This window comes from Arcobacter venerupis, from assembly GCF_013201665.1.
Lineage (GTDB): Bacteria > Campylobacterota > Campylobacteria > Campylobacterales > Arcobacteraceae > Aliarcobacter > Aliarcobacter venerupis.
In genome coordinates this window covers 2,217,715-2,230,651 of sequence record NZ_CP053840.1, presented here as the reverse complement: position 1 = coordinate 2,230,651, position 12,937 = coordinate 2,217,715, and the positions used below count along the sequence as shown (strand labels likewise).

The following is a 12,937-nucleotide window of genomic DNA, read 5'->3' as shown; positions in this document are numbered from 1 at the left end:
ACATGTCAAAAGTAATAGGTATTGAATATACATTAAAAGATGCAAAAACTGGTGAGCAATTAGATACGAATGTAGGTCAATCTCCATTAGAATTTATTTCAGGAAAAGGTCAAATTATTCCAGGACTTGAGTCAAAACTAATTGAAATGTCTGCAAATGAAGAGGCTGATGTTTTAGTTCAACCTGTTGATGCTTATGGTGAGTATAATGAAGAAGCTATTCAAGTTTTACCAAAAGAGCAATTTGCAGGTATTGAATTAGTTGAAGGAATGTCTTTATACGGAAATGGTGAGCATGGAGAAACTGTACAAGTTGTAGTTAAATCTTTCACTGACGCTGATGTAACAATTGATTATAACCATCCAATGGCTGGAAGAACGTTAATGTTCTCAGTAGCAATTTTATCTTTAAGAGATGCAACTGAAGAAGAAGTTCAAACTGGTGTTGTTGGTGGAATGGCTGCTATGGGTGGAGGTTGTTGTGGTGGCGGTGGTCACTCTCATGGTGGTGGTTCTTGTGGAACTGAAGATAAAGGTCATGACCATGGTCATGGACATTCTCACGGTGGTTGTGGTTGTCATTAATACTTTCTTTTTAAAAAGATATGATTTTTTGCCCGAGTGTATTCTTACATTTGGGCAAAATTATTTTTTAGGGTTATGTATTTTAACTTTAAAAAATGGTTTTATTAAAATTAATTAATTTATAAAGAGGTATTAACAATGAAAAAAGTTGCTTTTATTTTTCCTGGACAAGGAAGTCAAACTATAGGAATGGGAAAAGATTTTTTTGATAATAGTGATATAGCAAAAGTAATGATTTCAAAAGCTAGTGAGAGATTAGGAATTGACTTTGAAAAACTTTTATTTGAAGAGAATGAAAATATTGGAAAAACAGAATTTACTCAACCTGCTATTTTATTAGTTAGCTCTATTGCAAATGCAATTTTTAAAGAAAAATGTGATATCACACCTACCTTTGTTTTAGGTCATTCATTGGGAGAATTTTCAGCTTTAGTATCTGCTGGTGGAATTGATTATTTAGATGCAATAGAATTAGTGCATAAAAGAGGTTTATTTATGACTGATGCTTGTTCTGGTGGTGGAGCTGGAATGATGGCCCTAGTTGGAATTGATGATGCTATTGTTGAAAAAATTTGTGAAGAGCAAAGAGCTTTAGGCAAAAAAGTTTGGCCAGCAAATTATAATATGGATGGACAACTTGTTCTTGCAGGTCTTAAAGCTGATTTAGAATCACTTGTAGATACATTTAAAGCAGCTGGAGCTAAAAGAGCAATTGTTTTAGATATGTCAGTTGCTAGTCACTGTGAATTATTAACAAGTGCTGTTGAAAATTTAAATCCATATTTAGAAAAATTTATAAAAGATGAATTTTCACCTGTTATTTCAAATGTTACAGCACAAGCATATACAACAAAAAATGAAGCAATTAAATTATTATCTGCTCAACTTACTAGCCCTGTAAAATACAAACAATCAATTGTTGCGTTTGAAAATGATGTAGATTTATTTATAGAATTTGGAAATGGTGCTGTTTTAAAAGGTTTAAATAAAAAAATTACAAAAGTAGCAACAATTAATGTTTCAGATATGAAATCACTTGAAAGTGTAATAGGTGAATTAAATGACTAAATTAGCAATAATGGGAGCGATGGAAGAGGAAATCGAACCTCTTTTATCATATTTTGAAAATGTAAATACAGTTGAATTTGCAAACAATAAATATTATGAAGTAAATTACGATGGTTTAGAAATTGTAATTGCATATTCAAAAATTGGAAAAGTATTTGCAAGTTTAACGGCTGCAACTATGATTGAAAAATTTGGATGTGATACTCTTTTATTTTCAGGTGTTGCAGGTGGAATTAATCCTGAGCTTAAAATTGGAGATTTAATAATTGCTGATAAATTATGTCAACATGATTTAGATATTACAGCTTTTGGTCATCCAAATGGATATGTTCCTGGTGGAAAAGTTTTTATTCAAACAAGTGAAGAATTAAGAACTATTGCAAAAAAAGTTGCACTTGAGAATAATTTAAAAGTAATTGAGGGAACTATTGCAACTGGAGATCAGTTTGTACATTCAACTGAGAGAAAAGAATTCATTCAAAAAACTTTTGATGCAGATGCTTTAGAAATGGAAGGTGCAAGTGTTGCTGTTGTTTGTGATGCTTTAAATATTCCATATTTCATTTTAAGAGCTATTTCTGATACTGCTGATATGGATGCTGGATTTGATTTTGATGAATTTTTAAAATCTAGTGCAAAAAATTCTGCTGATTATTTAATAAAAATTGTTAAAGAATTAAAAAAATAACTACTTTATTTAATAAAAATCGAAATTAATTTCGATTTTTATTTTTTACTTTAAATTTACTTATTATACACACCTTTTAGACTCTTTTACATGATAAAGTTTGATATTATAAAAAGGAGATAAAAATGTTTGCAGAAATTAATACATTTCTAAATGATCTTATCTGGGGAAATATTTTAATATATTTACTACCAGTTCTTGGAGTTTTTTTTACTATTAGTTCTAGATTTGTTCAATTTAGATATTTTTTTAAAATGTTCAATATTTTAAAAGGTACTGTGCATGATAAAGATGGACATATTAGTTCATTTCAAGCATTAATGCTAAGTGTTTCTGGTCGTGTTGGAGTTGGAAATATTGCAGGTGTTGCTGTTGCTATTACTCTTGGTGGTGCTGGAGCTGTATTTTGGATGTGGGTTATTGCTTTAGTTGGAATGGCTACAAGTTTCTTTGAGTGTTCACTAGCGCAATTATACAAAGAAAAAGATGGATTAGATTCGTGTGTTTATAGAGGTGGTCCTGCGTATTATGCCACTAAAGGTTTAGGTCAAAGATGGTTAGGTGTAGTAATTTCTATTTTAATTTTAATTACTTTTGGACTTGCATTTAATGCAACTCAATCATTTGTTATTTCTACTTCATTTGAAGCATCATTTAATTTACCAACTTGGGTAAGTGGAATTGTATTAAGTATTGTTTTTGGAATTACAATTTTTGGTGGAGTAAGGGGAATTGTTAAAATGTCAGAAGTTATTGTTCCAATAATGGCTTTAGGATATTTATTAATTGCACTTGTTGTTATTGCCTTAAATCTAAGTGAAATCCCATCGTTAATAACAATGATAGTTACTGAGGCATTTAATCCAAGTTCTGCAATAGCAGGGGGAATTGGAGCAGTTATTTTACAAGGTGCAAAAAGAGGTATGTTCTCAAATGAAGCTGGACTTGGAAGTGCACCAAATGTTGCAGCTGTTGCTTATGTTGCACATCCTGTTCAACAAGGGATAGTTCAATCATTCTCAGTATTCATCGATACAATCATATTATGTTCTTGTACAGCCTTTATTATTCTTCTATCAGGTGTTTATACGCCAGGAGTAACTGGTGTTCAAGGAATTTTATTAACTCAAAATGCTTTAATAGAACATATTGGACCATTGGGTGGATATTTTATTACATTTGCACTATTTTTATTTGGTTTTTCTTCAATGATTTATAACTATTATTTAGCTGAAAATAGTTTAAATTTCTTTAGTAAAGGAAATATTACAGTATTTAATATTTTTAGAATTTCTTGTATTTTACTTGTTGTTTGGGGTTCATTCCAAGATTTAAGTTCTATTTTTGCCTTTGCAGATTTAACTATGGGATTATTAGCAATTATTAATATGATTGTTATTACATTGTTATATAAACCAGTATTAAAATTAATTAGAGGTTATGAAAGACAAATAAAAGAGGGTAATACGCCAGTTCTTAGATATAACGATTATGTTGAGTTTAATTTTGATAAAGAGACTTGGAAAGAGATAGTTGATAATATCAATGACAAGAAGTCGAAAGATTAAATAAATTTAGTTTTTTATGCTTTTAGGGGGAATATCTATAATTTCCCCTAAAACTTTTAAGTAATATTTAGACATTATAGATTTAGAATTATTACCGAAGGTTTTTTATGTTTAATAAAGAAGGAATCCCTTTTTTTACTGTTGTTATCCCTTTTTTTTGTATCTTATTTATATCTTTTCTTTCAATTTCATATAATTTAAAACTTTCACAAAGTAATTTTCAATTAGATTTAGATGAGTATAAAAAAATTTATATTAAAACAAATATTGATAATCAAACATTAGATTTGTTAGTAAAAGAAAAAATTCAGGAAGAAAAGAGAAGAGAAGAGTTGTTTTTAGATTTTATGATGGTTGTTACTTTAGTTGTTCTTCTTTTTATGGCATTTTTTTCTTTTCTGATGATTTCAATTATTAAAGATGTTATAAAAAAATACAAAAAGCAAGTTCAAAATAGAGAAGATGAACTTAAAGCTTTAAATGATAATTTATTTATGAAAGTTCAATGTGGTATTCAAGAAGCCAAACAAAAAGATAAAAAAATATTAGAACAAGCAAAACTTGCAAGAATTGGTTCAATGATTAGTATGATAGCTCATCAATGGCGACAGCCACTTAGTGAATTGTCTGGAATTTTAATGGAACTAGAAACTGCAACTAGATTTAAAAAAGTAGATGAAAATCACATTTTAACTGCAATTGAGAAAAGTGATAAAATGATTGATTTTATGTCCAACACAATAGATGACTTTAGAAATTTCTATAAACCTGATAAAATTAAAGAAGAATTTTTAGTTTCTCTTGCTTGTTCAAGAGCAATAAATATTATTGATGCAACTTTAAAAAATTTAGGTATTGAACTAAATATCAATATAAATAATGATAAAAAGATATATGGTTATCCTACAGAATTTTCTCAAGTTATTTTAAATATCTTAAGTAACGCAAAAGATATTTTAGTTGAAAGAGATATAAAAAATCCAAGAATTGATATAACTATTGATACAAAAGGGATATTATGTATTCTTGAAATATCAGATAACGCAGGTGGGATTAAAGAAGAAAATCTAGAGATTATTTTCGATCCATATTTTAGTACAAAAGAATCTTCAAAAGGTACAGGACTTGGACTTTATATCTCAAAACTTATAATTGAGCGAAATATGGGTGGAGAATTAAGTATTTATAATAATCAAGAAGGTGCAGTTTTTAAAATTGTAATTGCAGGATAAAAAATGGATAATGAACTATTAAAAGAGTTAAAAGATGTTTCAATTTTATGTGTTGAAGATGATGATGGAATTCGACAAACAATAGTTAGTACTTTAAAATATTACTTCGATGATGTGTATGAAGCAAAAGATGGTAATGAAGCCTATGAATTATATGAATATTACAAACCAAAAATAGTGCTAAGTGATATTCAAATGAAAGATTGTGATGGGGTTGAATTAGTAAAAAGAATAAGAAAAAATGATTCTGAAACAATGATTATTATGCTTACTGCTTATTCAAATGAAGAGTATTTAATGGAATTGATTAATTTAAATATAAATCACTATATTTTAAAACCTTTAAATTTAAAAAAATTAAATATTGCATTAGAAAAATATTTAAATAAAACTATGAAACCTATAGTTTTATGTAATGATTTGATTTTAGATATACAAAAAAGAGAGTTAATTTACAAAAATAATGAAATTATTCCTTTAAGAAAAAGAGAAAAAGATTTTTTAGAGCTTTTATATGAAAAAAGAAGTTCTATTTTAAAGTATGAAGAGATAGAATTTCAACTATGGAATGATAAAGAGATGACTACACATGCGTTAAAATCGTTTATAAAAGAGCTAAGACATAAGATACCTGTTAATGTAATCAAAAATATACCGCAAGAGGGATATACTTTACAACAGTAAAGCTACTTTTTAGCCACTTTACTTGTATATTATTATAAATAAATTATTAATTAAGAGGATTATAATGGAAAAGTTACACAGAATTGAAAAAGATTTTTTAGGTGAAAAAGAGATAGATTCAAGTAAATATTATGGAATTCAAACATTAAGAGCAAAAGAGAATTTCAATATTACTAAAACAGATATATCACTGTTTCCAAATTTTATAAAATCACTTGCAAAAGTAAAAAAAGCTTGTGCTTTAACTAACTATGAGTTAGGTGACTTAACTGATATACAAAAAGATGCAATTGTTCAAGCTTGTAATGAAATAATTGATGGAAAATTTCATGACCAATTTATTGTTGACCCAATTCAAGGTGGAGCTGGAACTTCTACAAATATGAATGCAAATGAAGTTATTGCAAATAGAGCTTTAGAGATTTTGGGAAAACCAAAAAGTTCATATGACATTATTCACCCAAATAATCATATTAACATGAGTCAATCAACAAATGACGTTTATCCAACTGCTATTAAATTAACTCTTCATGAATTAATTTATAAATTAAAAGAGTCATTAAGATTTTTAAGAGATTGTTTTGAAGAAAAATCTGTTGAGTTTAAAGATGTTTTAAAAATGGGAAGAACACAACTTCAAGATGCTGTTCCTATGACTTTAGGACAAGAATTTAAAACTTTTGCAGTTATGATTGATGCGGATATTTTTAGATTAAGAGATGTACAAGCTCACTTAAGAGAAGTTAATTTAGGTGCAACTGCAATTGGTACAGGGATTAATTCAAAAGCTGCATACCAAAGAAAAGTTATTTCAAATTTAAGAGAAGTTACAGGTGTTGATTATGTTGCAGCTGGAGATTTAATTGAAGCTACTCAAGATACAGGTTCATTTGTACATATTTCTGGGATGTTAAAAAGTATTGCAATTAAAGTATCAAAAATTTGTAATGATTTAAGACTTTTAAGTTCTGGACCACGTGCAGGATTTAATGAAATTAATCTTCCTCCAATGCAACCTGGATCTTCAATCATGCCTGGAAAAGTAAATCCAGTAATTCCTGAAGTTGTAAACCAAGTTGCTTTTGAAGTAATTGGTGCTGATATGACTATTGCAATGGCAAGTGAAGGTGGACAATTACAATTAAATGTATTTGAACCATTAATTGCTTACAAACTATTTACTTCAATTAATATGATGAGAAGAGCATTTTACTCTTTAGGTGAAAAATGTGTTAAAGGTATTACTGCAAATGAAGAAGTTTGTATGGAAAATATTTTAAATTCAGTAACACTTGTAACTTGTTTAAATCCAATTTTAGGATATGAAAAAAGTTCAGCACTTGCTAAAGAAGCTTTAAAAACAAACAAAAGAGTTTATGACATTATTTTAGAGCAAGAGTTATTTACAAAAGAAGAACTTGATGAGTTATTAAGACCTGAAAATATGGTAACTAACCTTTCTAAGGACGCAAAATGAAAATAACTGTATTAAATACAGGTGGAACATTTAATAAAAGATATAATCCAATCAAAGGACAATTAGAAGTTCCAACTGATAATATCGCATTAGACAAGATTGTAAAATCTTGCCATAATGTACAATTTGACATTAAAAATATTGTTTCAAAAGATAGTTTAGATTTTACACAAGAAGATAGAGAGACTATTTTAAAAGAGATACAAAATAGCACAAGTGAGAATATTATCATTATTCACGGAACTGATACTGTTGATTTAACTTCAAAATTTATTGAAGATAAAATTCAAGGTAAAAAAATAGTTTTCACAGGTGCAATGGTTCCTATGAGTATTGATGAAGTTGAAGCAACTATGAATTTTTCTCAAGCAATTGGATTTTTAAATGCACCAATAGAAAATGGTATTTATTTATCAATGCATGGAGTTGTAGTTGAGCATTCAAAATTAGTAAAAGATAGAAGTGTAGGCCAGTTTTTAGTTAAGAATTAAGTATTATAATTGAATAATATGATAATTTAAAATAATAGGACTATTCCCGTGGAAGAATTAATAAATAGCTTTAAAAATTGTGGTTATGACGCGCATTTTGTAAAAACTAAAATAGAAGCTCTTGAATTAGCAAAAACATATATAAAATCTGGAATGAGTGTTGGTCTTGGTGGCAGCGTTAGTGTTCAAGAGATTGGATTATTAGATTATTTATTAAATAAAAAAGATATTACAGTTTTTAATCAATATGAAGATGGTATCTCTATGGATGAAAATACTCATAGAAGAAGACAAGGTTTAATCTCTGATATTTTTGTTACAAGTACAAATGCAATCACAAAAGATGGAAAACTTGTAAATGCTGATGGAAGTGGAAATAGAGTTGCTGCATTTTCTTATGGACCTAAGAATGTTTTAGTAATTGTTGGAATTAATAAAATTGTTGAAAATCTTGAAGCAGGTTTTAAAAGAGTTATGGAAGTTGCTGCTATTAAAAATATAGAAAGAATAAACAACAAAGCAATAGAAATGGGAAAAGAGCCAAAATATAATCTTGACAATATTGCAAATAAATTTTCATGGGTAAAAGCTGATGATAAAGATAGAATCATCATCATTTTAGTTGATGAAGAGTTAGGGTATTAAAATATAAAGAAGTGATTAAAGTCATATTTATTTTTTAAAGCTATTATTCTAGAACAATTAAATATGGAATAATAATGATAAAAAATCTTTTTAAGTCAAGAATTGCATTACTTTATATAATGTCAATTTCTATGGTATTCTCATTCTCAGCTTGGATGAGTCTACTAAATAATTATGTAATAGAAGTAGCTTCTTTTAATGGTAGTCAAATTGGTATTTTACAAAGTTTACGTGAAATACCAGGCTTCTTAGCTTTTACTGTTGTATTGGTTATTTTATTTATTGCCCAACAAAGGCTCGCTTATATTTCAATGATAACTTTGGGTTTAGGAGTTTTCTTAACTGGATTTTATCCAAGTGCCACAGGACTTTATCTTACAACTATTATCATGTCTATTGGATTTCACTATTTAGAAACATTAAATCAATCCTTATCACTTCAATGGATAGATAAACAAAAAGCTCCAATTATTTTAGGAAAATTAAGTGCAGCCAAATCATTTGCTTCACTTATAGCTTTTATTGTTATTTTTATCATGATGAAATTTTATAGTGTTGAATATAAATATGTTTATGCTTTTTTTGGTCTGAGTACTTCTCTTGTTGGAATAATAGCTTGGATAGGATTTGAACATTTTAAAGATGATGTTGTTCAAGAAAAAAAATTAGTAATAAAAAAAGAGTATTGGCTTTTTTATATTTTGACTTTTTTTGCAGGGGCAAGACGACAAATATTTGTAGTATTTGCAGGATTCTTACTTGTAGAGAAATTTGGTGTAGATATTCATAATATGGTAATCTTACTCTTTGTAAATGCTTGTCTGAATATTTATTTTGCTCCAAAAATAGGAAGATTTATTGCTCGGGTTGGAGAATCAATTACTTTAAGATTTGAGTATATTGGACTTGTTATTGTATTTATTTCTTATGCATTTGTTGAAAATATATATTTTGCTTTTTTCTTATATATTGTTGACCATCTTTTATTTTCAATGGCCATTGCTCTTAATACATATTTTCAAAAGATTGCAGATCCAAAAGATATTTCAACTGCAAATGCTGTTAGTTTTACAATAAATCATATAGCAGCAGTATTTTTACCATTTTTATTAGGTATGGTCTGGTTATATTCAAGTTCATTAGTTTTTATAATTGGAGCAGCTATTGGATTTTTATCATTTATTTTATCTTTTTTAGTTCCATATAAACCAGAGCAGGGTTTTGAAACTACATTAAAAGCAAATAAGAGTTAGAAAATCTAACTTGTTGGGTCAACAAATACTTTTGTTGCTAACTCTTGATCCAATTATATAAGTTCATAACCATTATCCCCCAAGTTTAATTTTCTCTATGATAGTGTTTAAGGTTGCTTCTTCTTGAAGTTCATTTTTTAACATAGTAAATCCTTAATTTTAATTGTATTCAGTATAGAAGAATTATTCTTTAAAATTAAAATAACCTAACTTTAGATAAAATGGAAAAAATTTAAACTAGGACTTTATAAAATGGCTTTATATACATGTGGACATATTATTCCAGATTCTGACTCTATTTGTTCAGCAATCTCATTATCATATTTACTAAATAAAATAGGAAGACCAGCAACTCCTGCAAGACAAGGTGAACCAAATCCAGAAACAAAATTTATTTTAGAAAAATTTGGATTTGAGTTACCAGTTTTAAAAACTTCATTTGCTGGTGATGAGTTATTCATCACAGATTATTCAGATGTTGCGCAAGCTCCACAAGAGCTTGATAAAACTACAATCGTGGGAATTGTTGACCATCATAAACTTGGTGATATTACAACTTCAGCTCCATTAGAGTGTTGGATTAGACCTGTTGGTTGTACAAACACAATCGTAAAAGAGATGTATGATTTTCATAAAGTTGAAATTCCTGCAAACATAGCTGGAATTATGATGTGTGCAATTTTATCTGATACAGTTATCTTCAAATCACCAACATGTACAGATACAGACATTAAAGCTGTTAGAGAATTATCAAAAATCTGTGGAATTGAAGATTTCGGTGCTCTTGGTATGGAAATGTTCAAAGTTAAATCACAAGTTATTGGAACTCCAATCAGAGACCTTGTAATGAGAGATTATAAAAACTTTGATATGCATGGAACAAAAGTAGGTGTTGGACAACTTGAAGTTGTTGATGGAAGCGTATTTGATGACATCAAAGATGAACTAATGGCTGATATTAAAAAAGTAAAAGAAGAGAACAATCTTCACACAGTTGCTTTATTATTAACTGACATTATAAAAGAAGGTTCAGAAGTTCTTGTAGCTAGCGATGATAATTCAATTTTTGAAAAAGCATTTAACTGTAAACTTGAAGATAACAAAGTTTGGTTAGACGGTTGTCTATCAAGAAAAAAACAAATTATTCCTTTCTTAGAACCTGCATTCGCTTAAAAAAAAGATAGCATATCGCTATCTTTTTTATATTTTTACATAATATTTTTATTAGGATTCCCTATGGAACTTTTTGCTGATATTACTCTTTTTTGGGTAATTACTTTTATTGTTGTTGGTTTTTTTGCTGGGTATATTGATTCAATTGCGGGTGGTGGTGGAATGATACAAGTTCCGATTTTACTTTTAAGTGGAATTTCACCTTTGAATGTTTTAGCTTCAAATAAAATGGCTAGTTTAGTTGGTGTTTTAATGGCTACAATTAAATATGCACTTAGTAAAAAAATATCTTGGAAAGTTGTAAGTATTGCAATGATTCCTTGTTTACTTGCTTCTTATATTGGAAGTAGATTAGTTATGTTTGTATCTGATGACATAATTAAATGGGCTATTATTTTAGCTATTCCAGTTGCAATGATTTTTTTGTTTAAAAAAAGTAAAAAAATCATAGAAGAAAAAACTGAACTAAACAACAAAAATATAATTCTAGCAACTGCTCCTATTGGTTTTTATGATGGTTTAATTGGTCCTGGAACTGGAACTTATATGACTATTTCTATGAAAAAATATTTACATCTTGATTACTTAGTTTCAACAGCATCAACAAAACCTTTGAATTTTGCAACGAATCTAGGTTCGGCAATTGCCTTTATAATGGCTGGAAAAGTTTTATGGGGAGTTGCTATCGTTTTAGGTTTAGCAAATGTAGCTGGTTCTTATGTGGGAAGTCACTATGCCATAAAAGGTGGAGAAGAGTTCATCAAAAAAATACTTATATTTGTACTTGTTTTTATGTTATTGGCAAATATTGTAAAAATGGTAATAAGTTAGGTTTTTATCTTCAAAAGAACAATATTTGCAAGTCATAAAGTAAATACTTTTTTAAAAAGATAAAAATGAATAAAATAATAGAAGTAAACAACTCAAACAACAATGCTCAACTAAATGCAAACCGTGAAGAGTTGATTTACACTATTATAGATGCTTGTCCCTATGATTTTGAGTTAATCCCTACAATCGCTTCTTTTAAATACCTCTCTTTTTTTGACCACATAACACAATATGACGGAATTCGATATTTTTCAAAAATGTATAAACTTATTGATATGTTATGTCAGTACAAAAAAATTATTCAAAAATTAGAAACTACTCAACAAACAAAAAATGATAATGTTTCAACTCTTTCAAACTCAAAACAATTAGAAATCAGAACTATCCTAAATGAAAATGACCTTTTTACAAGCTGTCAAATCAACGCTATTCAAATCTACAAAACTTATCTATTTGGAGTAGAAAATCTAAAAATAGATGACAATGTTTTAGCTCATAGTTTAAATCATATAATCAACGAATTTTTCGAAGAAGCCTTTACTTCAAAACTAAAAAAGAAAGATATGTGTAGAAAAACAAAAATAAAAACGCGATTTATGGGTGTTGATGTTTTTGAGTTTGAATAGTTGAAATAGGCTTTTAAATCTTTTGTTTTTCTAAATAGAACTTTATAAAAATTAGTTATAATAAAAGCAATAATAAAAAGGATGTTTAAAATGACAGCTTTAAAACAAGAACAATTATTTGATGAAATAGATGTTTTACCTATTGATTTAAAAACAAAAATTGTAGATAAAATCTTAAATAGTATCAATCCTATTGATAAATCAATGGATGATTTATGGATAGAAGAAGTGAATAAAAGAAAAGATGAAATTGAATCTTCAAAAGTAACTTTAGTTTCAGGTGATGAGGTTTTCAGAAAAATTGCTAATAGATTAAAATAGATGACTTACTTCTTTCATCCAGAAGCCCAAATAGAGTTAAATGCTTCTATTGATTACTATGAAGAGTGTAAAATTAACCTTGGACTTGAATTTGCAAGTGAGGTTTACCAAACTATCCAACGAATTTTAACTTTCCCAAAAGCATGGCAAATACTAGATTCTAATATTAGGCGATGCCTAATAAATAGGTTTCCTTTTGGAATAATTTATTATCAAAGAGATAATGAAATAATTATACTAGCAATTATGCAACTAAATAGAAAACCGAATTATTGGAAATATAGAAAATAAGGAAT

At 28.1% G+C, this 12,937-nt stretch carries 15 protein-coding genes; all 15 read left to right on the top strand.

Features of this window, described 5'->3' with window-relative positions; translation table 11 throughout:
• Positions 1 to 2: 2 nt before the first annotated feature.
• The 15 genes from AVENP_RS11095 (at position 3) to AVENP_RS11025 (ending at position 12,932) form a co-directional block, all read left to right on the top strand.
• A complete protein-coding gene (locus AVENP_RS11095) occupies positions 3 to 584 on the top strand; it encodes an FKBP-type peptidyl-prolyl cis-trans isomerase (RefSeq protein WP_128359360.1) in 582 nt (193 codons plus the stop codon).
• Between the two features lie 138 nt (positions 585 to 722).
• Entirely contained in the window at positions 723 to 1,652 is a 930-nt protein-coding gene (gene fabD, locus AVENP_RS11090) for an ACP S-malonyltransferase (protein ID WP_128359361.1), read from the top strand.
• Positions 1,645 to 2,340: a 5'-methylthioadenosine/adenosylhomocysteine nucleosidase gene (locus AVENP_RS11085; protein ID WP_128359362.1), complete on the top strand. Its 696-nt coding sequence runs from the start codon at positions 1,645 to 1,647 to the stop codon at positions 2,338 to 2,340. The genes fabD and AVENP_RS11085 overlap by 8 nt, the downstream gene beginning before the upstream one ends.
• A gap of 125 nt (positions 2,341 to 2,465) precedes the next feature.
• Positions 2,466 to 3,908, top strand: coding sequence for an alanine/glycine:cation symporter family protein (locus AVENP_RS11080; protein ID WP_128359363.1), 1,443 nt, complete (start codon positions 2,466 to 2,468; stop codon positions 3,906 to 3,908).
• 107 nt (positions 3,909 to 4,015) lie between these two features.
• Positions 4,016 to 5,140 (top strand): sensor histidine kinase, encoded by a 1,125-nt coding sequence (locus AVENP_RS11075; protein ID WP_128359364.1) that lies wholly within the window; start codon positions 4,016 to 4,018, stop codon positions 5,138 to 5,140.
• 3 nt (positions 5,141 to 5,143) lie between these two features.
• Positions 5,144 to 5,824, top strand: a complete 681-nt coding sequence (locus AVENP_RS11070) for a response regulator transcription factor (protein ID WP_128359365.1) — start codon at positions 5,144 to 5,146, stop codon at positions 5,822 to 5,824.
• 64 nt (positions 5,825 to 5,888) lie between these two features.
• Entirely contained in the window at positions 5,889 to 7,301 is a 1,413-nt protein-coding gene (gene aspA, locus AVENP_RS11065; RefSeq protein WP_128359366.1) for an aspartate ammonia-lyase, read from the top strand.
• Positions 7,298 to 7,792 (top strand): asparaginase domain-containing protein, encoded by a 495-nt coding sequence (locus AVENP_RS11060; protein WP_128359367.1) that lies wholly within the window; start codon positions 7,298 to 7,300, stop codon positions 7,790 to 7,792. Before aspA ends, AVENP_RS11060 begins: the two co-directional genes overlap by 4 nt.
• Positions 7,793 to 7,840: 48 nt before the next feature.
• A complete protein-coding gene (locus AVENP_RS11055; RefSeq protein ID WP_128359368.1) occupies positions 7,841 to 8,437 on the top strand; it encodes a lactate utilization protein in 597 nt (198 codons plus the stop codon).
• Positions 8,438 to 8,511: 74 nt separating this feature from the next.
• A complete protein-coding gene (locus tag AVENP_RS11050; RefSeq protein ID WP_128359369.1) occupies positions 8,512 to 9,690 on the top strand; it encodes an MFS transporter in 1,179 nt (392 codons plus the stop codon).
• Positions 9,691 to 9,942: 252 nt separating this feature from the next.
• A complete protein-coding gene (locus AVENP_RS11045; protein ID WP_128359370.1) occupies positions 9,943 to 10,863 on the top strand; it encodes a manganese-dependent inorganic pyrophosphatase in 921 nt (306 codons plus the stop codon).
• Positions 10,864 to 10,926: 63 nt separating this feature from the next.
• The gene (locus AVENP_RS11040; RefSeq protein ID WP_128359371.1) at positions 10,927 to 11,694 is read left to right on the top strand and encodes a sulfite exporter TauE/SafE family protein; all 768 of its coding nucleotides are present in this window, start codon (positions 10,927 to 10,929) and stop codon (positions 11,692 to 11,694) included.
• Between the two features lie 65 nt (positions 11,695 to 11,759).
• Positions 11,760 to 12,320, top strand: coding sequence for a hypothetical protein (locus tag AVENP_RS11035; protein WP_128359372.1), 561 nt, complete (start codon positions 11,760 to 11,762; stop codon positions 12,318 to 12,320).
• 90 nt (positions 12,321 to 12,410) lie between these two features.
• Complete coding sequence (locus AVENP_RS11030; protein WP_172664295.1) at positions 12,411 to 12,641, top strand: addiction module protein; 231 nt, start codon at positions 12,411 to 12,413, stop codon at positions 12,639 to 12,641.
• On the top strand, positions 12,642 to 12,932 hold the full coding sequence (locus AVENP_RS11025; RefSeq protein WP_128359374.1) for a type II toxin-antitoxin system RelE/ParE family toxin: 291 nt from the start codon (positions 12,642 to 12,644) through the stop codon (positions 12,930 to 12,932). It abuts the gene before it with no gap.
• Positions 12,933 to 12,937 lie beyond the last annotated feature (5 nt).